The following is a 24,054-nucleotide window of genomic DNA, read 5'->3' on the forward strand; positions in this document are numbered from 1 at the left end:
CGGCGGGTGATGCATCGCGCGACCATCCTTGGGGATGCGCCCTTCTGACAGGGCCCTGGGGAGGCCTTTGGCCTCCTTTCGCGACACAAGGCCGCTCCTACAAGGGACCGCGATCTCCTGTAGGAGCGGCCTTGTGTCGCGAAAGGGCTGCAAAGCAGCCCCCCGGATGCATCCCATTTGCACAGGAGTGACCCCATGAAGCTTGCCATTGCTGTTGTGCTGTTCGCGCTGACACCGTTGGCCCACGCCGCCGAACCCACCCTGGACACCGGCAACACCGCGTGGATGATCTGCGCCGCGATGTTCGTGCTGATGATGTGCATACCCGGCCTGGCACTGTTCTACGGCGGCATGGTACGGGCGAAGAACTTCCTTTCGGTGTTCACCCAGCTGTTCGCCGTAGCCGGTGTGATCGGCATCCTTTGGGTGCTGTTTGGCTACAGCCTGGTGGTCGATACCACCGGCATGGTCGAGGGCCAGCTGACCTTCAACAGCTTCATCGGCGGGTTGGACAAGGCACTGATGCTGAACATCGGCCATGACAGCCTGGTCGGCACCATCCCCGAAGGCGTGTTCGCCGTGTTTCAACTGACCTTCGCCATCATCACCCCGGCGCTGATTGCCGGGGGTTTTGCCGAGCGCATGAAGTTCAGCGCATCGTTGCTGTTCATGGGTGCCTGGTTCGTGCTGGTATACGCGCCGATCGCGCATATGGTGTGGGGCGGCCCGGGGGCGTTGATGGTCAACTGGGGCGTGCTGGATTTTGCTGGTGGCACTGCAGTGCATATCAACTCTGGCGTGGCAGCCCTGGCTGCGGCATTGATGCTGGGCAAGCGCAAGGGCTACCCACAGGTAGCAATGCCACCGCACAACCTGGGCTTTACCCTGGTGGGCGCCGGGTTGCTGTGGGTGGGCTGGTTCGGCTTCAACGTGGGCTCTGGGCTGGCGGCCAACGAAGGGGCAGGGGTAGTGATGCTGGCGACCATGGTGGCAGCCTGTGCCGGGATTGTCGGCTGGTTGCTGACCGAGAAGGTGATGCATGGTCGGCCGACTGCACTGGGTGCTGCGTCGGGGGCATTGGCGGGGTTGGTAGGCATTACCCCTGCCTGTGCGTTCGTGGGGCCACTGGGCGCTTTGGTGATCGGCTTGCTCACGGGGGCGATCTGCTTCTTTGCGGTCACTCGGCTCAAGCAGGCGCTGGGCTATGACGACAGTCTGGATGTGTTCGGGCTGCATGGGGTAGGTGGGATGGTCGGGGCGATCCTGACCGGGGTGTTTGCTGCGCCGGCGTTGGGAGGTTATGTGGAGGGCGTATCGCCCATAGGGCAGGCGCTGGTGCAGTTGAAGGGGGTAGCGTTCACCTTCGTGTACTGCTTTGTGGTGAGCTGGGCGATTCTCGGGGCCATCAAGCTGACCGTGGGGCTGCGGGCCAGTCGTGAAGAGGAAGAGCAGGGGCTGGACCTGGCGGAGCACAATGAGCGGGCGTACAACCTCTGATTGATTTGTTGCCTGTGCCGGCCTTTTCGCGGGCAAGCCCGCTCCCACAGGACTGCCACGGGGTTTGAGATCCGTGGTTTATCTGGGGGAGCGACTGTTCGCCACCCCGAACGGCACATGCACCATCGGCAAATCCCCCGCCGGCGATTGCAAATGGCTGCGCTGGTCATCGAAAAACACATGCGGCTTCAGAATCGACAGCACCCGAGGTTTTTCCATCCCGCCGAGGAAAAAGCACTCGTCCGGTGACACCCCCCAGTCCTTCAACGTGGTCACCACCCGTTCATGCGAAGGCGCATTGCGCGCGGTGACAATTGCAATGCGCAAGATCCGCTTGTAGGCCGGGTCCTCGGCCAGCTTGCGGTCTTCCAGCGTGCGTATCAGCGAAAGCTTGCGGTACAGGTCCGCCAGCGGCCCTGGCGAATGCGGAACGCCTTTGTGCACGCGCTCATGCTCCTGGAAATCGTCCAGGTTGTCGTTGCGCTTGTACACGCTCTCCGCCTCGTCGTCGGCAATCACGCCATCGAAGTCGAAGGCCACCCGCAATTCGGTGTCGATCTCGTCGTCGTAGATGCGCGTGGGCAACACGCGCCCAGCCGGGTAATCGGCATCGATGGCTTTTTGTACGTCTTCCTCATTGGCACTGAGAAACAGCGAGGCATTGAACGCCGGAATGTACTCGTAGGGCGAGCGCCCCGACATGAACGCCGCCCGGGTGATGTCCAGTTGGTAGTGGTTTATTGAACGGAAAACCCGCAGGCCGGTTTCCGGTGAGTTGCGCGAGAGCAGCACCACTTCTACCGGCAGTTGATCGGGGAAGGCCTTGTTGATGCTCAGGAAGCGCCGAATGAACGGGAACGCCACGCCCTTGGGGAAGGGCTCGTCCAGGTTCTGCTGCTGGTGCTGGCGGTACGCGTCGACACCCTCGGTCTGGTAGATGTCGTCCGAGACGGTGAGGTCGAACAGCGCACTCGAGGCAACGCCTATGACCAGTTTCTGTTCGATGGGGTAGGGCATTGGGCAACTCCTGGGCTTTTGCTGGGGGCAAGTGTACGCGAGCGCTGTGACGAAAGCCCTCAGGCCTCCGGTACCAGCCCGAGCAGCACCTGAACCTGGCGTTGCAACTGGCTCACATGCTCGCGCTCGGCGCGCAGTGCAGAGAGCAGTTCACGGTTTTCCTGCTTGTGGATGCGGGCTGTGCGCTCCAGTTCACGGTCGCCTTGCAGCAGGTCCCATACCTCGCCTTGGCGAGCATGCTGCAGGCACACCAGCAACAGCGTGATGCCGCAGATGCCCAGCAGAGAGATTTCGATAGCTTCCATGTGACGCTTCCTTGGGTAGTGGCAGTTGGCCGGTAAGCGAAACGATATGTCTACTTTGGCTACATGTCGATAATGGAGACTTGTACAGGTAAAGCAATGATGCATACCCGGCCGGTGTAGGTCGGGCCGGGTAACCGGAGTGCGGAAGGCTATTTGATATCACGCGGAGTGCTCCGTGCCGCGCTGGACAAGGCCTTGACTGTGATCGAAGCGTCCCAGGCAAGCGTGGCGGCTTTCGCCAGCATATGCCTGCTTGCTTTACATATTGTGGTGGGTTGCGTTGAAACTGGATGGATATGTAGGATGTCACGACACGTCGTGAGTAACGGTACTTTGAGCCAGCCCTTCAGGAGCGAACATGAAACGCACGCAACGCATGGAGCAAACCCGCTGGGACCTGGCCCTGCGCTACCGCTTGATCGAAACGGTTGTCTGGTGGGAAGGCAGGCTCACTACCAACCACCTGATTCAGAGCTTCGGCATCAGCCGCCAGCAGGCGTCAAAGGACATCAATACCTACATCACCGACTACGCCTCCAAAAACCTGGTCTACGACAAGCAGATCAAGGGCTATGTACCCACCCGACAATTCAGGCCGTTGTTCATCGACGACAGCGCCAGTGCCTACCTCGACCTGCTCAACCAGAACAACGAACGCGCCCCGCATATAGAAGGCCTGGCCCTGGCCTACGCCCACACCGAAGTGCTGAAGGTGCCGGACCGCTCGGTAAAGCCCGAGGTCTTGCGGCCGCTGCTCAAGGCCTGCCGTGAAAAGCGCCGCCTGGACATCGAGTACGTGTCCTTCAACAGCCCTGAGCTGGAAGGGCGCACCATCGCCCCGCATACGCTGGTGTACACCGGCATGCGCTGGCATGTGCGTGCCTATTGCGAAAAAAACCGCATGTACCGCGACTTCGTGCTCAGCCGTTTTCGCGGTGTGCCGGAGCTGCGTGATGAGCAGACCGAGAATGGTATCGACCAGGACCTGGAGTGGAACACACCGGTCGATGTGATCTTCAAGCCGGATGAGCGCCTTACGCCAGCGCAGCGGGCGATCATCGAGGTGGACTTCGGCATGACAGGCGGGCAGCTGGTGGTGGGCAGTTCGCAGGCGTTGGTGAAGTACGTGGTTAAGCGTTTTGGCGTGCATGCCAATGTGCATGACCCGCGGCCTGAAGCGCAGCAACTGGTGCTGGCGAACCGCACAGAGTTGAGGCCTTGGCTGAACCTCGATTGAAGGATGTAGAAGTGGATGTTGCTGAACTGCTGGCAATGCTCGAAGAGCTTGCACGCGCCCCCGATTAAGGCTTTAGCGTGCAGGAGGGCTGCAAGCCAGCCCTCCTTGATACCTGACCGATCACTCATTTTCCGAACGCGTGAGTGGATCCATTGATGTCATTTTGATAGCTTTCCGCCCCTTACCGCTGTATCCGGATAGGGATAGATGAACCAGCCATACGAACACAGGACTTTGTCTCCGCTCGCTAACCTGATTGTGGACAGGGCGATCGAGAACACCAATCGCAAACTGGTTGCCGGCTTTCGCAACAAGAAGAACTCCCAACCCAACGCCAAGTCGCCCGACCCGCTTACGGTCGGCAAAGACACCTTGAACGCCACCTCCGCGCAGAGCGCGATGCAAGTGGCCAACCGCGGGGTTGCCTGGAAGGAAATCCTTTTCAAGAGCCTGTCAGCAGGTATCGGTTCGCTGGCTACTCTTCAGTTCGACGGTGAACTGGCAGTCAGCGCCAATGACGACTCAAGCCTGGGTAACCTGCCCGACAAGCCAGGCGTTTATGTGGTGTACGACGCCGACGGCAAGCTGGCCTACATCGGTGACAGCACCAACATGCGCCAGCGCTGGCAGGACGGGCACATGAACGAGTTCCGCAGCCGGGCCAGGAACGAGAACCGCAAGCCCTACAAGCTGGCCGGCCAGCTGGAGGACGGTTGCACCATCAAGTTCGTGGTCATGGACTCGGCAGAAACCGCTGCCGCGCTGGAAGCGTTCCTGATCAAGAATGAAAAACCGCCGGTCAACAGCCGCGAAGAGCTGAAGGAAGAGCAGGGCATTCGCAGCAACATCGAAGCAAAAAAAATGAAGGACGCGATGGGCAGCACTGGCGACATCGCCCTTGGCGCCGGCAAGGAGGCACTGAAAAATTCCGGTTGGCAGGTGTTCGAGCAACTGACGGCCGCTGCCATCATTGCCATCAAGGATGAGCTGGTCGACCTGTTCATGGGCGGTACCGCACGCCTGAAGGCGCGTGTGGAGCGCTTCCTGAAAAAGATCTGGGTGGTGGTGGAGCGTATCATCGCCGCCCCGCTCAAACTCCTGAACGGCATTGTCGAGTTCATCGTCAATGCCCTGTCGAAAGCCGTGCGCCAGGTCTACAACCTCAGCCGCAACCTGTTCGACCTGGCCCATGGTGCCTGGCAGCTGTACAAGGGCGCGCAGAACCTGCCGCGCGAAGAACTGATCCAGAAAATCGTCGAGACCGTGGTGGTCAGCGGCACGCTGATCTTCTGGGATGGTATCGAGCCGGTCATCGAAGCGCAGCTGCTGCCTTTGGTGGGGGTCGCAGCGCCGTATGTCTCCTGCGTCATTGCCGCCATCGGCTTTGGCCTGTGCAGCTTCCATTTGCAGAAAGTGGTGCCGCCCATCGTTGCTTATCTGGTGGACTTCAAGACCGGCTGGCACGAGGCGCTGGAGGCCAAACGTGCGGCTGCATTGCAGTTGATCGCGGTGCAGGAGAACGAGTGGCTGATGGCTGAAGGGCTGATGGAGTATGCCCGATCGGTCGATACCCTGGCCCGTGAGGCCACGGCGCACCGTGAGCGCATGGCACAACATCGTGCGGTGAAGGCGATCGACTATTCGGCGCTGCTGCAATCGAACAAGAACCGTATTACCCAGGAGTCGTGACAGGTGTTCAACTTTGCAAATGGTCTTGCAGGCAAGGCTCTCGCTGAAATCCGGATGACACCTGCCCTCCCTGATACGTCCTCACTGCCAGCACCGCGTGAGGAAAACAACCAGCTCAAGGACTTCGAGCAAGGGTTGCGCAAACTGCACGAAGCCATCGTCAAGAACAAGGGTACCCGCGATCAGTTGGCGGAGTTCCAGCAGCAGGGCACCTGGGATTCGTTCTGGGGGGGCTTCACTGGCAAGAACGACAAGGACCTGGCCGACATGGTCCGTCAGGTGGGCGAAAGCCTTGAAGTCACCCAGAGCGTGGTGCAGTTGTTGACCCAGTTGCACACGGCCAACAACAAGGTGCTGCGTGGTTTCAATGATGCACTGGTGAGCGAGATCGAACGCTTGCAGGCAGATGCCTCGACCCTGGAGGGCAACCAGGAAGGCGCGCTGATGGTGCTGTGCGAGTTCAAGCAGCAGATTGACGAGTTGCTGGCGCTGTCCGATGGCTACGCCTACTGCACGCAAGAGGTCGAACGCCTGGCTTGGGTGCAGGGCAAGCAGGAAACCGAGATGGCCGCATTACAGGCCGGGATCGACGCGCAAAACCAGAAGCTCGTGGCCAGCACCCTGGCCCGTGTTCAGAAGGAAGGGGTGATACGCAAGACACTCGAGCAGCATCAGCACAAACTGATTGCCCAGCAGGGGCAGCTAGAGGAACTGAACAAGCACCTGGTTACCAGCAACCTGGCCCGGGAAAGCCTGTCCACGACTGTGACCACGGCGTTGAAGAAGCTTGCGTTGGCAACCAGTACCCAGTCCCAGCGCGTCGATAGCGTGGAGGCACGTTTGGCCAGCCTGGCTGAGCGTCAGCGTGAATGCGAGCTGCAGTTGCAGCAGCTGTCCGGAGCCGGCTGGGCCGCGTATCTGGGGCGCAATGCCGTGCCCTTGGTGGCACTGGCCGTGGCGGTGTTTGCCCTGGGGTTGAACCTGTTCGGTTAAACGCAACCTTAGGGCAAACGCTCAAGGGGCTCAGCGCCGAAGTGACAGCGCCTCAGGGTTGGCAACGTTCTTCGGCTCGCCTTCGAAAAATGCCAGCACATTGTCGAAGGCATCGCCGAAGTACAGCTCGTAACCGTTCTTCTCCACATACCCCAGGTGCGGTGTACTCAGCACGCGAGGGTGGCGCAGCAGCGGATGGGCCGGGTCGAGCAGCGGCTCCTCCTCGTACACATCCACGGCTGCGTAGCCAGGCCGCCCTGCGTCCAGCGCCTGCAACAACGCCCCCGGGGCGATCAGTTCTGCGCGGCTTACGTTCACCAGCAATGCGTCACGCTTCATGTGGGACAAGTCGTCGAAGGTCACCCCGTGGCGCGTCTGGTCCGACAGGCGCAGGTTCAGGCTGACAACATCCGACTCGGCAAAGAACGCCTCGCGAGAGACGGCTGCCCGGTGGCCTTCGGCCTCGGCTGCGGCGCGGCTGCTGTCACTGCCCCATACCAGCACTGGCATTTCGAACGCCTGCGCATAACGCGCCAGGCGCCGGCCGATCTTGCCGTAGCCCCAGATGCCCAGTACCTGGCCAGCCAGTGCCTGCCCCAGGTTCACTTGCCATTGGCCTTGCCGGAAGGCATCGATGGCCGGCACCAGTTGCCGGCGGGCATTGAGGATCAGCGCCCAGGCCAGTTCGGCTGGCGCTACCGGTGAGCCGCGCCCCTCGGTCACGGCAACACCGCGCTCGGTACAGGCAGCCAGGTCCAGGTGGCTGGACACCTTGCCGGTCTGGCTGATCAGCTTGAGGTTGGGCAGGCGGTCGAGCAGCGCGGCGTCAATGCGGGTACGTTCGCGGGTGAGTACCAGGGCGTCGGCTTCGGCAAAGCGGGCTGCCAGTTGCTCCAGCGTGGCAGGCTGGCGCTCATGAATAACGCTGACTGCGTGCCCGCTCAGCTTGCCGAAGCAGTCGAGCGTACGGATCACATCCTGGTAGTCGTCGGGAATGACAATGCGCATGGTGGCCTGGTCCTGTGGGTACAGTGAAGCGTCAAAGATAACCCAACCGGTGCTGCTCGCGGCCCTTGTGGGAGCAACTGTCTTGCTCATTTTTCTGAAGTTGCCGCGATCCCTGTGGGAGCCGCGCTTGCCGGCGATGGGCTCAACCTGCAGACAGCTGTTCCACCAGAAAGTCCACAAACACCCGCACCCGCGCCGGCATCGCCGGGCCCCCGACGAACACCGCATGGATAGGTTCGCGGTCGTCAGGGTTGTAGGTCTCCAGCAATGGCACCAGCCGCCCGCTGGCCAGGTCATCGGCCACCGTGAAGGTGCCGATGCGCGCCACGCCGGCACCCAGCCTTGCCAGCTGCGCCAGGGCTTCACCGCTGCTGCATTCGATATTGCCTGCCACCTTCAGCGAGAACACCTCGCCATTGCGGCGGAATGGCCAGTCGGGTGCCGCACGGCGAAAGTTGAAACGCAGGCAGTTGTGCCGGGCCAGCTCCTCAGGTTCAAGTGGGGTACCGCAGCGTTGCAGGTACTCGGGCGAGGCGACCACCACCTGGCCGGTTTCGCCAATGGCGCGGGCGCTCAACGAGCTGTCCGGCAGATGGCCGAAACGCAGGGCCACGTCGGCCTGGCCGCCGAGGATGTCGGCCACTTCGTCACTGAGGGTAAGGTCAACCAGGACCTGCGGGTAGCGCGTACTGAACGCTGCCAGCAAGGGCACCACGGTCAACCGGGCATGCCCCAGCGCTGCGCTGACCCGCAAGCGCCCACGCGGCACGCCCTGGTCGGTGATGGCTTCTTCCACTTCAAGCATGTCGGCCAGTACACGCCGTGCACCGCGCAGGTACGCCTCACCCTCGGGGGTGAGGGTAATCGCCCGGGTGGTGCGCAGCAGCAGGCGGGTGCCCAGGCGCTGCTCGGTGCGGGCAATGATGCGGCTGACTGCCGAAGGTGTCAGGCCCAGTGCCCGGGCGGCGGCAGACAGGCTGCCTTCGTGCGCCACCCTGGCAAAAATCTCCATCTCTCCAGACCTTCCGCTGAAGTCCATTTGTGCCTCGTAAGCAAAGGTGGTTTTCAAAAATGCAGTCTAGTGCGCTTTGCAAAGCGATCGTAGCATTCGCGGCATAGATAAGGAGTTTGCCATGCGTATCAATCCACCTCTGGTCGCGCTCGCCATCGGTGCCTTCGGCATCGGTGTCACCGAGTTCGCCCCCATGGGCATGTTGCCCAGCATCGCCACCGACCTTGGCGTTTCCATCCCTGCGGCAGGGCTGCTGGTCAGTGCCTATGCCATTGGCGTGCTGATAGGCGCGCCGCTGATGACCCTGGCCACGGTGAAGATCCCGCGCCGTTACTTGCTGATCGGTCTGATGGTCATCTTTACCCTCGGCAACCTGATGTCGGCGCTGGCCAGCGACTACGCCAGCCTGTTGGTTGCCCGTGTGGTCACTTCGCTCAACCACGGTGCGTTCTTCGGCATCGGGTCGATCGTGGCAGCCAGCGTCGTGCCACCTGAGAAGCGCGCCGGGGCCGTGGCGGCGATGTTCATGGGCTTGACCCTGGCCACCATCGGTGGGGTGCCATTGGCCACCTGGTTCGGTGAAATGCTGGGCTGGCGCACAGCGTTCTGGGGCATTGCCGGGCTTGGCCTGGTGGCGATGACCACACTCTGGTACGCACTGCCCAATGTGCCGGCGCCCAAAGGTGACGGGGCCATGGCCGAAATCCGCGTGCTGGCGCGCGGGCCGGTGCTGGCAGCATTGCTGCTCACAGTGGTGGGCTCCAGCGCCATGTTCACGGTGTTCACCTACATCGCACCGATCTTGCAGAGCGAGGCGGCGGCGTCTACCACCTTCGTGACCGCCATGCTGGTGTTGTTCGGAGTAGGCCTTACCTTGGGCAACGTGTGGGGCGGCAAGGCAGCGGACCGCTCGATCGATCGCACCCTGGTCTTGTCCTTGACGGTGCTTATTGCCGTGCTGCTGGTGTTCCCGCTGGTGCTGGACTGGCCACTGCCGACGGCGCTGGCGATCCTGGTCTGGGGTGCTGCCAGCTTCGCGCTGGTGCCACCGCTGCAGATGCGCGTGATGGAGGCAGCAAAGGACGCGCCCAACCTGGCCTCGGCGGTGAACATTGGCGCATTCAACCTGGGCAATGCAATTGGTGCGGCGCTGGGCGGGGCGGTGATCAATGCGGGGCTGGGCTACCCGGCGATCTCCCTGGCCGGGGCAGCAATGGCAGCGGTGGGCTTGCTGATGGTGCTGCTGTTTGCCTGGCGTGGGCGGGTTGTTGCTGCCGGGAGTCAGGTTGCGGTGTAACCGGCTGGTACCGAGGGGGCGCTTTGGCGCCCTCTCTTCGTTGAGGTTACGGGGTACCGTTACGGCCATGCAGGTGATAGGCCGGGCGCTCGCTCAAGCGCTCATAGTAGTCGCGCACCGCCGGCAGGTGCGGGTGTTCGAATGGCGTTTCGAACCAGCGGTTGACCGACAGGCCGATCGGGATGTCGGCCAGGGTGAACTGGCTGCCGGCCACATAGGCCCCGGTACTGGCCAGCTGGCGGTCGAGGATGTGCATGTAGCGCGACCACTCCGCGCAACCGGCGGCAAGGGCTTGCGGGTCCTGGTGGGCGGGGGAGTGCCTGACCAGCGACATGAACGCATAGCTCCACGATCGGTTCAGGTCCGAGGCCTGCCAGTCGATCCACTGGTCGATCCTGGCCCGCGCCTGCGCTTCGCCTGGGTAGAAGGCGGTGGCGCCATAGCGGTTGGCCAGGTAGCGGATGATGCTGTTGGATTCCCACAAGGTGAAGTCGCCATCCTGGATCACCGGGACCATGGCATTGGGGTTCAACGCAAGGAACTCGGCGCTATCGGTGGCCTTGAAGCCGGCACCCCAGTCTTCGCGTTCGAACGCAACCTCGAATTCGGCGCAGGCCCACAGGACTTTTCGCACATTGATGGAAGAAGCTCTGCCCAGTACCCGTAGCATGGTGTTCGTCCTTGTGTGGGGGAAGTTGATCGTCCGCCACTGTCAGGTGCTGGTCAAGGGCTGATCGGTAGCAGGCGGCTCTTTGTCGGTATCTTGTAGTCCATTTCCGAAAGTGGCCCTTTCCGCCCCCTTGGCCATTGTGAAGGGGTATGCGCCAGGCGCGGGAAGGCCAGGGCGAACACTAGTCAGGCTTGCCTGGGGGGCCTGAACTTGGCACCCTTGGGCGGTTAGATCGTCTGTATCACCACAGAAGGAAGTGTGCATTGAGCTGGGACAAGGTGGGGAAACTCCTCGTAGCCGTGCTTGTTGGCCTGATGGTGCTTGTGGCCGCCTACGCGTTGCTCAGGGGCAACCCGCGGCTGGAGGCGTCGCTGACCTATGCCTACCTCACTTATCCCAGCCAGTTCAGCGAGCGCATCAGCAAGGCCAGCGAGCAGCTCAAGTACGAGCAGTTGCAGGGGCGCATCAACAGCATCGGCCAGGGTGTGCTAAGCCACGACCAGGTCGACCGGCTGATCGAGATGGCCCAGGCACCGTACGCCCAGCTGTTCGCCAAGCCCTTCGAGGCCGGGCTGGTCGACCACCGTACCGGCTTGGTTATCGAACTGCGCAACAGTGGTGATGCCCAGGTACGCCAGGTCAGGATCCGCCTGCCAGCCAAGGGCTTGGTGCAGGTGCGCGATGCTGCCGGTAACGACACGCTGCTGGAGGCCGCGACGGCGCAGGTGGACATCCCGGCCGTCGAACCGGGTGGTGCGTGCAAGGTGTGGGTATATTTCGATGCGGACTACTCGCAGATCCGCCAGGGCGGGGTCAGCATCAGCCACGCCGACGGCATGGCCGATGTGCAGGTGTACCACGAGGTCATTGGTTTTCCGGCCTGGGTGGCCCGCTACAGTGGCGAGCTGATGGTGCTGCTGGGCTTACTGGTGGCCAGCGTGCTGGGCTTGAGCTGGATTTGCCTGGCCCGCCGCAACTCGCGATAAAAGCTTCATCTGCACGAGATCACCCAGCCCTGTGGGCTGTGCTGTCGCGTAGAGGACTGTTGGTGGCAAGCGCGCTGCCTACCCTGTGGGAGCGGGCGTGCCCGCGAACACCGGCAAAGCCGGTGCCATCCACTGCGTTGCCTGTTTCGCGGGCACGCCCGCTCCCACAGGGTCCCTGCTAGATCAATGAATTATGTGCTGCTCCTGGCACGGGTCAGGGTACACCTCGGACAACAATACCCGCCGGTCAACAACCACCGTCATGCAGCGCCAAGCTCTGGCGCAGCTGTTCGAGCATGGCCAGCCGCAACGCCTGCGGAGCCTGCACGCGGATCGAGCCGGCCTGCGAAAGCAACCAGCTCATCAGTGCCCGGTTGTCGTCGACGGTGGCCACCAGCGCGGCGCCGCCGTTGGCCAGGGCGGTAAGCTGCATGTCAGCAGACAGCGGCAGCGCCTCCAGGCGCCGGGCCAGTGCATCATCCACCCAGGCATGCAGCTCGATGTGTTCCGGCGGGGTGAGCACGTCAGGTTGCAGCTGTTGCGCTTCGCCCAGGGTCAAGCCCGGTTGCCAGTACCAACCGTAGGGCATGCCTTTGCTGTTGCACTGCAGGGGGAACAGTGACGAGAGTTCGACCAGGTCGCGCTCGACGGTGCGTTTGCTGGTGGTGTGGCCCACCGTTGTCAGGGCAGCCTGCAACTGGGTGGAACTCATGCCCGGGTGACGGCCAGGCAGCAGCTTGAGCAACTGCCACTGGCGGGCGATGGTATGACGGGTAGGGTGGCTGGGCAAAGGGCTCGTCCTTGATGGCAGGCACCAGCCTGCCTGAGTAGTGGCGTTTAGCTATTGCGCAGCATACCTTGTGCTGTAATGGGATCCAAGTTCTCGCAGGCCACCACCGTATTCGCGGCGCAAAAGCGTCAGGTGATGACGCGCTGCAACGCCTCGACAAACACCTGTTCCGCCCGGTTGAACCGTTGTTCACGGTTCCACAGCAAGTGAATATCCACATCGGCAATCCCTTCCTGCGGCGGCAGTTTCCACAGCAAGCCCGCTTGCACATCTGGCGCTACCACGTGTTCGGGCAGGCAGCCGATGCCAAAACCGGCAATCACCAACCGGCGCACTTCCTCCAGGCTTGGCGATGACGCCACGATCCGCCCGGCAAACCCTTGCTGGTCACGGAAAATGGTCAGCGGCGACAACATGCCGCCAATCTGGTCGCTGGTAAAGCTGACGAAATTCTCCCGTAGCAGATCGCCTTCATCCTGGCCGAACAGTGCGTGGTGCCTGCCACAGAAGAACGCATAGCGCTGGCGCAGGAACAGCCGTTGCTCCAGCCGGGGCTGTGCACGCCGGGTGAGGCTAAGGCCTGCCGTGGCGGTTTTCTCTTGCAGGGCGGCAACGATGTCGGAGCTGCGCATTACGTCTATTTCCAACTCCACCCGCGGGTGGTGGCGGTGGAAGTGGGCGAGGAAATCATCGAAGCGTTCGCTGTCGATGCGGCTGATCATCAGCAGGCGCACCTTGCCGACCAACTCGTCCGCTGGTTGCTCCAGCAAACCACCGATTTGCGACATCTGCCCGTATACCTCGCCGGCCAGCTGGAACAGTTGCTCGCCCATTTCCGTCAGCACGAAGCGCGGCCCACGGCGGGCGATGAGCTGGCGGCCGAGCTGCTCTTCAAGGCGCTTGAGGGCCTGGCTGACTGCTGGCTGGGTGAGGTGCAGGCGGGCGGCGGCGCGGCTGATGGACAGTTCCTGGCCGATGACGCGGAAGGTGCGCAGCAGGTTCCAGTCGAGGCGGTCGTTGAGCAGGCGGTCGGGCATGGCGGGGCTCGATGATAAGCGTGGTTAATAGTTCGAATAATAAATAGAAATTTGACTAATCATAGCCCTGAGCCGAAAAATCGCAGCCATTGAGGCCTGCTGGATCGCTGGTGGCTGCTTCGCGGGTAAACCCGCTCCCACAGGAATGCACCCTGTCATCAACCGGTGCAGTAACTGTGGGAGCGGGTTTACCCGCGAAGCAGCCACCACCCATTCACCAGGTCAAGCGCCACCAGAGCGCCACCGTGCCCTAGCAACTCCTGCCAGAACAACAAGCAAAGGAGCCTTCATGAAGCCCACCGCTTCCCCCCAACCGCGCCGTGCTGCCGCCGCCGCGTTCATCGGCACCATGATCGAGTGGTACGACTTCTACATCTACGCCACCGCCGCCGCACTGGTATTCGGCGCATTGTTCTTCCCCTCGGACAACAGCCTGTTCAGCACCATGGCCGCGTTCGGCACCTTTGCTGTCGGCTTCTTCGCCAGGCCATTGGGTGGCATCGTGTTTGGCCACGTGGGCGACCGGATTGGCCGCAAGAAGTCGCTGGTCATCACGCTGCTGATGATGGGTATCGTCACCGTGTGCATCGGCCTGCTGCCGACCTACGCACAGATCGGCGCCACAGCGCCGGTGCTGTTGATCCTGCTGCGCATCGTCCAGGGTATTGCCGTGGGTGGCGAGTGGGGCGGGGCGGTGCTGATGGCCGGTGAGCATGCGCCCAAAGGCCGGCGCAACTTCTTCGCATCGTTCGCCCAACTGGGCAGCCCGGCGGGCCTCATCTTGTCGTTGCTTGCCTTCGGTGCTGTCACGCGCTTGCCGGAGGAAGACCTGATGAGCTGGGGCTGGCGCGTACCGTTCCTGGCCAGCGCGCTGCTGCTGTTGGTCGGTCTGGCCATTCGCCTGGGCGTCAACGAGTCCCCCGAGTTCATCGCCAGCCGCGAGCAGGCGCTAAAGGCCCGACGCAAGGAGCAAGCGCCGGTCTTCGAGGTGCTGCGTACCGCCTGGCGCCCATTGTTGCTGTGCATCGGTGCCAACACCTTGGGCATTGCCGGGGTCTATTTCACCAATACCTTCATGATCAGCTACACCACCCAGCAACTGCACCTTGAGCGTTCGCTTATCCTGGAGTGCCTGTTCTTCGTGGCGATCATCCAGTTCTGCGTGCAACCGCTGGCTGCGTGGCTGTCGGAAAAGATTGGCGCTACACGCTTTCTGGCTTTGATGGCGCTGCTGGCCATGGCCTCGCCTTACCCCATGTTCGTGCTGGTCAGCTCGGGGCAGGGCCCGCTGATTGTGCTCGGCATTGCTCTGGCGGCGGCGTGCATGGCCTCGTTCTACGCGGTGATTGCCGGCTACGTCAGCGGCATGTTCGAAACCCGTGTGCGCTACACCGCTATTTCCCTGGCCTACCAGATCTGCGGTGCCATCGCTGGCGGCCTGACCCCGTTGATAGGTACCTGGCTGGCCCATACCTTCAGCGGCCAATGGTGGCCGATGGCAGTTTTCTACACCCTGATCGCCACCATTTCGCTGGTCTGCGTGCTCGCCCTGGCGCGCCAGTACGCCCGTAGCCAGCACCTGGAACTGGCCTGAACGATCCCCTTCATTCTGGAGTACCCGCACATGTTGAAAAGCAATGGCGAACGCCTGTGGGCGAGCCTGATGGCCATGGCCGAAATCGGCGCCACCGCCCGTGGCGGCAGTTGCCGCCTGGCCCTCAGTGACGAGGACAAGGCCGGCCGTGAACTGTTCAGCCACTGGTGCCGCGAGGCGGGCCTGACCCTGTCGGTGGATGCCATCGGCAACCTGTTCGCCCGGCGCCCCGGCAGCGACCCCCAGGCTGCCCCGGTGATGATGGGCAGCCACCTCGACACCCAGCCTGAAGGGGGGCGGTTCGATGGCGTCTATGGCGTGCTGGCGGGCCTGGAGGTGGTGCGCCGCCTCAACGACCTGAACATCCAGACGCGCAAACCGCTGGAAATCGCGGTATGGACCAACGAGGAGGGCGCACGCTTCACCCCGGCCATGTTCGGCTCGGCGGTGTTCACCGGCAGCCTCGCACTGGCCGATGCACTGGCCATTCGCGATGCCGATGGCATCAGTGTGGCCGACGAACTGCAACGCACCGGGTATGCCGGCCAGCGCCCGTTGGGGGGCAAGGTGGATGCCTATTTCGAAGCGCATATCGAGCAAGGCCCGATCCTTGAAGACAACGCCAAGGCCATCGGCGTGGTCAGCGGTGGCCAGGCCATCCGCTGGCTGGACGTGACAGTCGAAGGCATGGCGGCGCACGCCGGCACCACGCCGATGCCTCTGCGCAAGGATGCCCTGTATGGCGCGGCGCGGATGATCCAGGCGGTCGAGCAACTGGCAGCCGACTTTGCCCCCGAAGGCCTGACTACCGTAGGCGAACTGGCCATCGCCAAGTCTTCGCGCAATACCATTCCCGGCTCGCTGCAATTCACGGTCGACCTGCGCCACCACCGCGATGAAGCCATCGAGGCGATGGAGCGTGATTTGACTCTGAAGTTGCAGGCTATCGCCAACCAGCGCGGCCTGCAGGTACGCATCGAGCGCCACTGGGTCAGCCCCGCTACACCGTTCGATGCGGACTGCGTGGTTGCGGTACAGCAAGCGGTGGATGGCCTGGGGTATGCGCAGCAATCGATCGTCAGTGGTGCGGGGCACGATGCCATTCTGTTGGCGCGTTACTGCCCGACTGCCATGGTGTTCATCCCCTGTGTTGGCGGCTTGAGTCACAACGAGGCTGAGGATGTGCTGCCCGACGATGCTTGCCAGGGTGTTGATGTGTTGCTGAACGCTGTGCTGGCTCGCGCGGGTCGTGTTGATCAAGCAAGGGCCTGATGGGTTGTGGCTGCTGGCTTATTCGCGGGTGAACCCGCTCCCACAGGAATTGCGCAAGTCCTTGGATCTTGAGTAATGCTGGAGGGGCGGGGTTACCGCGAAAGGGCCGGGGCTGGCACCCAGACTTCCCGCACCAGGCATGGAAATGCACCCTGTTAAACCCCACCCCGGCGCACATGCTTCACCAGCACCTTCTCCAGCAACTCCCACATAGCCGGCTCGGTGCTGAACGCCACATTGAACCGCATCCACCCGGTCGCCTTGGCATCCACCATGAACAACTGCCCAGGCCCGAGCATGATGCCTTTCTCCAGCGCGTCATCCAGCAACGCCGCGCTGTCCGGGATCGCCGGGTGGCGGGTCCAGATGTACATGCCTTCATCCGATTCGGTGAACAGTTCAAAGCCCAATCGGTGCAAATGCCGGCCAACTTCCTGGTGCGCCTCGGCCAACCGCTGGCGCAGCCGCTTTAAGTGCTTGCGCCAGCGGCCGTCGATGATCGCGGCGTATACCACACGTTCCATCACCTGCGAGGTGGTCAGGCCCGAGCGCATCTTCAGGTGCAGCAGTTTTTGCATCAGCTCGGGGTTGGCGAGCATGTAGCCCACCCGCACGTTGGGCGAAATGCTCTTGGAATAGCTGCCGACGTACACCACCTGCTGCAAGTGGTCGAGGCTGGCCAGGCAGGGCTGCGGTTCGGCAACCATGTCGGCGTACAGGTTGTTTTCCACCAGGCGGAAGCCGTGCTGGCTGGCCAGTTGCAGCAAGCGGTGCAGTTGCGGCAGCGGGGTGCGCGAGCAGGTTGGGCTGTGCAGGTGCGGCTGGGTGAAGAACGCCGTCGGGCGGTGGTGGGTGAGCAGTTGCTCGAGTTGGTTCAGGTCGTAGCCGGCCGGCGTGCGAGGCACGCCGACCAAGGTGGCGCCCTGGGTACGCAAAATGCTCATCAGGTTGGGGTAGCCGGGATCATCGACCAGCACCACGTCGCCTGGGCGCACCAGCGTGCGCGCGGCCAGGTCCAGGGCCTGGCTGGCGCCGTGGGTGAGCATCAGCTGCGCCGGGTTGGCGACGATCGACAGGTCTTGCTGCAGGTTCTGCGCGGTCAATGCACGCAGCTCCAGCAGGCCCATGGGGTCGCCATAGCCCGACAGTTCCAGCGGGCTGCCGGCCACCTGGCGCAGCCCTCGGCGCAGGCCGTCTTCGTACATCCAGTCGTTGGGCAGCCAGCCGCACCCGGGTTTGTACGGTAGCTGGCGGATCTCGAAGATCTGTTGCAGGTACCACTCGGAGTTGAACGTTGGTCGACTGGCGTCGGCCTCGGTTGTGTGCGGGTCCAGCAATTCGCCCGCCGCCCGGTTGACGAAAAAACCCGCAGTGCCACGGCTGACCAGCAGCCCCTGGGCTACCAGACGGTCGTATGCCTCGACCACGGTGAAGGTGCTCACCGAATAGCTCGCGGCAAAGGCGCGGATAGACGGCACCTTGGCGCCCGGCTTGAGGGTCTGGTTGTCGATCAACTCACGCAGCCCGTCGATGATCTGGTTGACCAACGGGGTGGAAGAGTCTGGATGTAGTTCGAACATTCGGGGCCTTCAGGGTGCGTATCGCCTGGCGTTTGCAGGGTGTACTGCATGGGCGACCTGTACAGTGCAGTGCGAGATTCATGCCACTGTGCATGGCTCTCTGCGTCGGACATTTTTACATTAGGTGTCGGATATCGCCACATAAAGCATGTTCAGTTCGCTTCAGGCAGTCGCCCTGGGGCGCGTCAGCAGGCCGCCATGGAGGGCCTGCGTGTGTTTGTTCACACCATCCTGCCCGCATTAGCACTGATGTACAGGTGAAACCGCCAGCCATCGGGGTTTCACGGTTTTCCTTGGATAAAAAGAAGCACGGGGTACACAACTGATGGACGCAACATCCACAACCACCACCGCGAAAAGCGGGCACGAGAGCAAGCTCAGTGCCTCGCTGAAGTCGCGCCACCTGACGATGATGTCGATCGCCGGGGTTATTGGCGGCGCCTTGTTCGTCGGTTCCGGCAGCGTGATCCACAGCGCCGGCCCAGCCGCTGTCCTGGCCTACCTGGCGGGCGGCATCCTGGTGGTGCTGATCATGCGCATGCTGGGTGAAATGGCGACCTCCTCGCCAGACACCGGCTCGTTCTCCACCTACGCCGACCGCGCCATTGGCCGCTGGGCCGGTTTCACCATCGGCTGGCTGTACTGGTGGTACTGGGTCATCCTCATGGCCTGGGAAGCCTATGTGGCGGGCAAGATCCTGCATGGCTTCTTCCCCGACGTAAGCGTCAACGTGTTCGTGCTGGCCACGACCCTGTTGCTGATTACCGTCAACTTCTTCAACGTCAAGCACTACGGTGAGTTCGAGTTCTGGTTCGCCTTGATCAAGGTGATCGCGATCGTCTGCTTCCTGATCGTGTGTACCGCTGCCGTGATGAACGTCTGGCAGTTCGGTGAAGTACGCGGCATCAGCCACCTCACCGCCGAAGGCTTCATGCCCAATGGCATCACCACCGTGATTGGTGCCTTGCTCGGGGTGATGTTCGCCTTCCTGGGTGCTGAAATCGTTACCATCGCTGCCTCCGAAGCCAAGGACCCGGCCGCGCAGATCGTCAAGGCCACCAACTCGGTGGTGTGGCGTGTGTGCCTGTTCTATGTCGGTTCGATCTTCCTGATCGTCTGCCTGGTACCGTGGAACGATCCACACCTGGGCGTTTCCGGCTATGGCGCCTACCGCCGTACCCTGGAACTGCTGGGCGTGCCGTATGCCGAGCTGCTGATGAACTTCGTGGTGCTGACCTCGGTAAGCAGCTGCCTGATCTCCGGCCACTACACCGCTTCGCGCATGCTGTTCTCCCTGGCCCAGCGTGGCGACGCGCCGTCGTTCTTCAAGATCACCCGCGCCGGCACCGGTGTACCGGTATACGCGATCATGGGTTCCTGCGCCGTGGCCGTGGTGTGTGCGCTGATCAACTTCAGCGAAACCCTGCGCCCGAAAGACGTGCTGGATACCCTGATGAACACCACGGGCATGATCGCCCTGCTGGTGTACCTGGTGATTGCCTTCTCGCAGCTGCGCATGCGCCGCAAGCTGATTGCCGAAGGCAAGGAAGTGCGCCTGAAGATGTGGCTGTTCCCGTGGCTGACCTACCTGGTGATCGCGTTCATCGTGGCCGCCCTGGTCACCATGGCCTTCATGCCTGACTACCAGATCCTGGTGATCTCCACCGGTATTGCTGCGGCAGTCGTGGTGGCGATGGGTGTGGTGCACCAGATCCGCTCTGGCAGCAAGCAGCACTAAGCGCTACTCGCTTTTCGAAACGGCCGGCTCCCTTGGGGACCCGGCCGTTTCGCGTTGTTGGGCCTGGGCTTTTTCTGCGGGCATGTGAAAGCGCTGATTCATCCACGGCGAGCCGAGCAGCGCGGCGGCGGCAATCAGGGCCAGGATGGCGAGGGCGATGTAGGTCTTCAATGGCATGCGCATGTAAGGGATGACCTGAAGCATAGCCAGCCAGTTCCGGCAGGGTTGCCGGCCAATGGCTGACAAATGCCTGCGCCGCCCTCTACAATGCGAAGCATTATCACTTGGCGCCGGCCCTTCATGTCCAACACTCCGCCCAACCAGGAACTGCTTGACGCGCTGGCGTTGCACTATGACGAGCTGGTCCGCTACATCCGCCAGCGCTTTCGCGACCGCCATTTTGCCCGCGACCTGGTTCACGACGTGTACCTGCAGATTCTCGACAAACCACCCCGCCAGCGCATTTCGCTCCCGCTGGCATTTCTACGCAAGGTCACCTTCAACCGGGCCATCGACCGGGTGCGCGCTGAAGCGCTGCGTGCGGCTCACCTGGCCGCCGCCAGCCATGACGAACCGGCCCTGGACAGTTGGGACGGTGCTCGCGAGCTGGATTTCGAGCAACAGCTGCATGCCCTGCTGGCGATCATCGAGGCCCTGCCGGCACGTCAGCGCCAGGTGTTCCTGCTGCACCGCATCCATGGCATGGCTCAGCGTGACATCGCCGCCGAGCTGGAGGTTTCGGTCAACATGGTTACCCAGCACTTCAACCGGGCGCTGCGCACCATCGCCAGCCGCTGGGAGCCGGCCCGGCGCCTGCATGGCGAGGAATGGGCATGAGCCAGGGCAAACCTGAAGGCAAGCCCCAGGCCGATCCCCTGGAGGCGTTCAGCGACGCGCTGCGCGAGCGGGTGGCGTCCCGCGAGGCGTTGCTCGCCGAAGGTAAAGCCATGACGGCACGCAGGCGCAAGGCCGGCAAGGCGGCCAAGGCCAGCCTGTTGTCGTTGCTGCTGGCTGGCAGCCTGTGGTGGCTGGACCCTGCCTGGCATACCGAGCAGGTCAGGGTGGCAGTGGGCGCACAACGCGAGCTGGTCCTGGTGGACGGCAGCCAGGTGCTGCTGGACTCCGGCAGCCGCCTGCAGATTGAACATCGCCTGCGCAGCCGGCAGCTGGAGCTGGTCGAAGGGCAGGCACGCTTTACCGTAGTGCATGCCGAAGCACCGTTCATTGTCCGCAGCCAGGGCGTGCGTGTGCGTGATATCGGTACGGTGTTCGACGTGCGCAGCGATGTGCGTGGCGTTCGGGTAGGGGTGCTGGAGGGGGCGGTGGAGGTCGGTATGGGGCGCGGTGCGGTGCAGCCATTGCGGGCCGGGGAGCAACTGCTTGCGGCTGCTGGCGAGTTGGGCGAAGTGCAGGCCGTGGCGCCGGCAGCGATGGAGGCCTGGCGCAGCTCGGTGTTGCGTTTTGACGGCACACCTTTGCGCGATGCGATTGTGGATTTGCAACGGTACAGCGAGTTGCCATTGCGCTTGGCGGACGAACGCACTGGTGGTTTGCGCTTGTCGGGTGAATTCGACAGCCGACAGGTACGGGCACTGCTGGAGCAGTTGTCAGCCGTGTTGCCAGTGAAGGTGGTACGCGCTGCTGATGGTGGCTTGGTCATTGGTCAGACTGATTGATCGCCTGTACCGGCCCCTTCGCGGGCTTGCCCGCTCCCACAGGGTATCCGTGGCATCGGATTCGATGCTGTACCTGTGGGAGCGGGCAAGCCCGCGAAGGGGCCGGTACAGGCAACCAATAATTATTTTCATCCACACATCAACATTCGCCCATGCCCAACCGCCATCCCCATGAAGTCACTTGAATCGTATGGGGAACACATGGGTAACCACCTTTCACCGCTGACGCTGCTGGCTGCCAGCCTGCTGACCTGCGCCAGCGTCCAGGCGCAGGATGCCACCTTCAGCCTGGACATCCCGGCACAACGCCTTGACCGCTCGCTAAACGCCCTGGCCCAGCAGACCGGCACCCGCATCCTGTTTTCCACCGATGCTGCCGAGGGCCGCCAGGCGGCGGCCGTGCATGGGCGCATGAGCGTTGCCCAAGCCTTGCAACAGCTGCTGGCCGGCTCGGGCTTGCAGTTGCAACGGGCCGGGGAGGGGTACCTGATTGGCTCGCCAGCCAGTGGCTCGGCGCTGGAGCTGGGCGCCACCAATATCGACAGCCAGCGTTACGGCAACAGCACCGACGGCACCGGCGCCTACACCCTGGGCACTACGCGCGCCGGTACAGGCCTGGACCTGTCGCCGCGCGAAACACCGCAGTCGATCAGTGTGGTCACCCGCCAGCGCATGGACGACCAGGGCCTGAACGACCTTACCGAAGTGCTGCAGCAAACCCCGGGGCTATCAGTCCAGAGCCTGGGCAGTGAGCGGTTCAACATCTACTCGCGCGGCTACTCGGTGGACAACTACCAGTTCGACGGCATCCCCACCACTCTCGATATCGTCAGCCAGGTATCCGCGCAGAGCCTGGCCGACATGGCCATCTATGACCATGTGGAGGTGCTGCGTGGTGCCACCGGCCTGCTGACCGGGGCAGGTGACCCATCTGCCACCATCAACCTGGTGCGCAAGCGGCCCACCGCCGCGTTCAAGGGGCATGTCAGCGCCGGCCTGGGGTCGTGGAACAAGTACCGCACCGAGGTCGACCTGTCCGGGCCGTTGACGCCTACTGGCAATGTACGTGGGCGCATGGTTGCCGCCTACCAGCAGAACGACAGCTTCGTCGACCATTACCACCAGGAAAAGCAGGTGTTCTACGGCATCCTTGAGGCCGACCTTACCGACACCACGTTGCTCACCGTGGGCGCGGACTACCAGCGCAACCGGCCAGAAGGCTCGTCTTCGGTGGCGTTCCCGCTGTTCTACAGCAATGGTGAGCAAACCGAATTTTCCCGCTCCACCAACAGTGCCGCGCGCTGGAGCAGCAACCCCCAGGACGCGCTGAACACCTTCGCCAGCCTCGAACAGAAACTGGGCAACGACTGGAGCCTGCGGTTGGCGGTGAACCAGATGTACATCAACCGCGACGATTACAGCCTGGCTACTGCCAGCTGGGGCTTCCCCGACAAGCAGACCGGCGAAGGCGTGCGCCTGTACGGCGGTGCCGGCAGCACCTGGCAGAAGCAGGTGGGCGTGGATGCACAGCTCAAGGGCCCATTCCAGGCATTCGGTCGCGAGCATGACCTGGTGCTGGGCTACAACTTCTCCCGCTACCAGAACCACCACGACCCGTTGCGTGGCACGGCGATCGAGGGCACCCGGGTCAACTTCTACACCTGGGACAACTACACCACCAAGCCCAACACCGGTAACGGCAAGCTGTACGACGGCGATACCAGCATTTACCAGAGCGGTACCTACCTGGCCACGCGCCTGCGGCCCACCGACGACTTGTCGGTCATTCTGGGCGCCCGGGTCAGCAACTACCGGTACCGCTACGACCTGGAATACGCGGTAAATACCGCCCTGAACAAGGTCACCGCCAACCGCGACAGTGGTGTGGTCACCCCGTACGCCGGTATCGTCTACGACCTCGACGAGGTTCACTCGGTGTATGCCAGCTACACCAGCATCTTCAAGCCGCAGACCGTTCGCGATGCCAGTGGCAGTACCCTTGACCCGCGAGAGGGCGACAACTATGAAGTCGGCCTGAAGAGCGAGTTTTTCGGCGGCCGCCTGAACACCAGCGTCGCTGCCTTCGAAATCAAGCAGGACAACCTGGCCGAAGTCGACCCCGGCAAGCTCGTGCCCGGTACCACCACTTCCGCCTACCGAGCGATCTCTGGCGCCACCACGCGTGGCTTCGAAGTGGAGGCCAGTGGTGAGCTGCAGCCGGGCTGGAACCTCAGTGCCAGCTACAACCACAGCATCATCAAGGACGCCGATGGCGAGCGCATCAACACGGTGTTCCCGGCCAACATGGTCAAGCTATGGAGTACCTACCGTCTACCGGGTGAGCTGGATCGCCTGACCGTGGGCGGTGGCATGAACTGGCAAAGCGGTATCCACTTCACGGCTGCGCCCACCGACCTGGGCAAGACGGTCAAGGCAAGACAGGGCCAGTTCGCGGTGTTCAACCTGATGGGCCGCTACCAGATCACCGAGCAGCTTTCGACCACGCTGAACGTCAACAACCTGTTCGACAAGAAGTACCTCAGTGCGCTGGATACCACGTTCTACAGTGGTTATTACGGCGAACCGCGTAACGTCATGGTCTCCACCCGCTGGGATTTCTAAAACCGCGCCTACGATCCCTTGTAGGAGCGGCCTT

The 24,054-nt window shown here is 62.6% G+C and carries 21 protein-coding genes; 12 read left to right on the forward strand and 9 right to left on the reverse strand.

Going from position 1 to position 24,054, the window contains the following annotated elements; translation table 11 throughout:
• The first annotated feature begins 195 nt into the window (after positions 1-195).
• Positions 196-1,497 carry an ammonium transporter gene (locus tag ACQKPZ_RS07740; protein ID WP_427536669.1) on the forward strand — a complete coding sequence of 434 codons (1,302 nt, stop codon included), beginning with the start codon at positions 196-198 and terminating at the stop codon, positions 1,495-1,497.
• A gap of 78 nt (positions 1,498-1,575) precedes the next feature.
• On the opposite strand, the gene ACQKPZ_RS07745 is transcribed toward ACQKPZ_RS07740, so the two are convergent.
• Positions 1,576-2,514, reverse strand: coding sequence for a 5'-nucleotidase (locus ACQKPZ_RS07745; protein WP_427536671.1), 939 nt, complete (start codon positions 2,512-2,514; stop codon positions 1,576-1,578).
• 59 nt (positions 2,515-2,573) lie between these two features.
• Positions 2,574-2,819 carry a hypothetical protein gene (locus ACQKPZ_RS07750; RefSeq protein ID WP_403199156.1) on the reverse strand — a complete coding sequence of 82 codons (246 nt, stop codon included), beginning with the start codon at positions 2,817-2,819 and terminating at the stop codon, positions 2,574-2,576.
• A 358-nt stretch (positions 2,820-3,177) separates the two neighbouring features.
• Between ACQKPZ_RS07750 and ACQKPZ_RS07755 the strand changes: the two genes are divergently transcribed.
• From ACQKPZ_RS07755 to ACQKPZ_RS07765, 3 genes are all read left to right on the forward strand, one after another.
• Positions 3,178-4,056, forward strand: a complete 879-nt coding sequence (locus ACQKPZ_RS07755) for a helix-turn-helix transcriptional regulator (RefSeq protein ID WP_427536672.1) — start codon at positions 3,178-3,180, stop codon at positions 4,054-4,056.
• Between the two features lie 234 nt (positions 4,057-4,290).
• Positions 4,291-5,745 (forward strand): GIY-YIG nuclease family protein, encoded by a 1,455-nt coding sequence (locus ACQKPZ_RS07760; protein WP_427536674.1) that lies wholly within the window; start codon positions 4,291-4,293, stop codon positions 5,743-5,745.
• Between the two features lie 564 nt (positions 5,746-6,309).
• On the forward strand, positions 6,310-6,738 hold the full coding sequence (locus tag ACQKPZ_RS07765) for a hypothetical protein (RefSeq protein WP_427536907.1): 429 nt from the start codon (positions 6,310-6,312) through the stop codon (positions 6,736-6,738).
• A 30-nt stretch (positions 6,739-6,768) separates the two neighbouring features.
• On the opposite strand, the gene ACQKPZ_RS07770 is transcribed toward ACQKPZ_RS07765, so the two are convergent.
• Positions 6,769-7,746, reverse strand: coding sequence for a D-2-hydroxyacid dehydrogenase family protein (locus ACQKPZ_RS07770; RefSeq protein WP_427536676.1), 978 nt, complete (start codon positions 7,744-7,746; stop codon positions 6,769-6,771).
• A gap of 142 nt (positions 7,747-7,888) precedes the next feature.
• Entirely contained in the window at positions 7,889-8,785 is an 897-nt protein-coding gene (locus ACQKPZ_RS07775) for a LysR family transcriptional regulator (RefSeq protein ID WP_427536678.1), read from the reverse strand.
• A 94-nt stretch (positions 8,786-8,879) separates the two neighbouring features.
• Here ACQKPZ_RS07775 and ACQKPZ_RS07780 point away from each other — a divergent pair, with 94 nt between their 5' ends.
• The gene (locus tag ACQKPZ_RS07780) at positions 8,880-10,055 is read left to right on the forward strand and encodes an MFS transporter (protein WP_391135670.1); all 1,176 of its coding nucleotides are present in this window, start codon (positions 8,880-8,882) and stop codon (positions 10,053-10,055) included.
• Between the two features lie 46 nt (positions 10,056-10,101).
• Here the strand turns inward: ACQKPZ_RS07780 and ACQKPZ_RS07785 are convergent, their stop codons facing one another.
• The gene (locus ACQKPZ_RS07785; RefSeq protein WP_391135673.1) at positions 10,102-10,725 is read right to left on the reverse strand and encodes a glutathione S-transferase family protein; all 624 of its coding nucleotides are present in this window, start codon (positions 10,723-10,725) and stop codon (positions 10,102-10,104) included.
• A gap of 263 nt (positions 10,726-10,988) precedes the next feature.
• Between ACQKPZ_RS07785 and ACQKPZ_RS07790 the strand changes: the two genes are divergently transcribed.
• Positions 10,989-11,711, forward strand: a complete 723-nt coding sequence (locus ACQKPZ_RS07790; RefSeq protein ID WP_391135676.1) for a hypothetical protein — start codon at positions 10,989-10,991, stop codon at positions 11,709-11,711.
• A 247-nt stretch (positions 11,712-11,958) separates the two neighbouring features.
• On the opposite strand, the gene ACQKPZ_RS07795 is transcribed toward ACQKPZ_RS07790, so the two are convergent.
• Both ACQKPZ_RS07795 and ACQKPZ_RS07800 read right to left on the reverse strand, forming a co-directional pair.
• Positions 11,959-12,501 (reverse strand): WYL domain-containing protein, encoded by a 543-nt coding sequence (locus ACQKPZ_RS07795; protein WP_427536680.1) that lies wholly within the window; start codon positions 12,499-12,501, stop codon positions 11,959-11,961.
• Positions 12,502-12,629: 128 nt separating this feature from the next.
• Positions 12,630-13,538 carry a LysR family transcriptional regulator gene (locus ACQKPZ_RS07800; protein WP_427536682.1) on the reverse strand — a complete coding sequence of 303 codons (909 nt, stop codon included), beginning with the start codon at positions 13,536-13,538 and terminating at the stop codon, positions 12,630-12,632.
• 289 nt (positions 13,539-13,827) lie between these two features.
• Here ACQKPZ_RS07800 and ACQKPZ_RS07805 point away from each other — a divergent pair, with 289 nt between their 5' ends.
• Entirely contained in the window at positions 13,828-15,132 is a 1,305-nt protein-coding gene (locus ACQKPZ_RS07805; protein ID WP_427536684.1) for an MFS transporter, read from the forward strand.
• Positions 15,133-15,162: 30 nt separating this feature from the next.
• Positions 15,163-16,404, forward strand: a complete 1,242-nt coding sequence (locus ACQKPZ_RS07810; protein WP_427536686.1) for a Zn-dependent hydrolase — start codon at positions 15,163-15,165, stop codon at positions 16,402-16,404.
• Between the two features lie 155 nt (positions 16,405-16,559).
• On the opposite strand, the gene ACQKPZ_RS07815 is transcribed toward ACQKPZ_RS07810, so the two are convergent.
• On the reverse strand, positions 16,560-17,984 hold the full coding sequence (locus tag ACQKPZ_RS07815; protein ID WP_427536688.1) for a PLP-dependent aminotransferase family protein: 1,425 nt from the start codon (positions 17,982-17,984) through the stop codon (positions 16,560-16,562).
• A 325-nt stretch (positions 17,985-18,309) separates the two neighbouring features.
• Here ACQKPZ_RS07815 and ACQKPZ_RS07820 point away from each other — a divergent pair, with 325 nt between their 5' ends.
• Positions 18,310-19,722: an amino acid permease gene (locus ACQKPZ_RS07820; protein WP_391135694.1), complete on the forward strand. Its 1,413-nt coding sequence runs from the start codon at positions 18,310-18,312 to the stop codon at positions 19,720-19,722.
• 3 nt (positions 19,723-19,725) lie between these two features.
• On the opposite strand, the gene ACQKPZ_RS07825 is transcribed toward ACQKPZ_RS07820, so the two are convergent.
• Positions 19,726-19,905 (reverse strand): hypothetical protein, encoded by a 180-nt coding sequence (locus ACQKPZ_RS07825; RefSeq protein ID WP_427536909.1) that lies wholly within the window; start codon positions 19,903-19,905, stop codon positions 19,726-19,728.
• Positions 19,906-20,022: 117 nt separating this feature from the next.
• Here ACQKPZ_RS07825 and ACQKPZ_RS07830 point away from each other — a divergent pair, with 117 nt between their 5' ends.
• The 3 genes from ACQKPZ_RS07830 to ACQKPZ_RS07840 all read left to right on the forward strand — a co-directional run bounded on the left by ACQKPZ_RS07830 (position 20,023) and on the right by ACQKPZ_RS07840 (position 24,020).
• Complete coding sequence (locus tag ACQKPZ_RS07830) at positions 20,023-20,559, forward strand: RNA polymerase sigma factor (RefSeq protein ID WP_427536690.1); 537 nt, start codon at positions 20,023-20,025, stop codon at positions 20,557-20,559.
• Positions 20,556-21,398, forward strand: coding sequence for a FecR family protein (locus ACQKPZ_RS07835; RefSeq protein ID WP_427536692.1), 843 nt, complete (start codon positions 20,556-20,558; stop codon positions 21,396-21,398). The genes ACQKPZ_RS07830 and ACQKPZ_RS07835 overlap by 4 nt, the downstream gene beginning before the upstream one ends.
• A gap of 201 nt (positions 21,399-21,599) precedes the next feature.
• Positions 21,600-24,020: a TonB-dependent siderophore receptor gene (locus tag ACQKPZ_RS07840; protein WP_427536694.1), complete on the forward strand. Its 2,421-nt coding sequence runs from the start codon at positions 21,600-21,602 to the stop codon at positions 24,018-24,020.
• Positions 24,021-24,054 lie beyond the last annotated feature (34 nt).

Origin of the sequence: Pseudomonas sp. NPDC089547 (assembly GCF_050280665.1) — a bacterium.
Taxonomy (GTDB): Bacteria; Pseudomonadota; Gammaproteobacteria; order Pseudomonadales; family Pseudomonadaceae; genus Aquipseudomonas.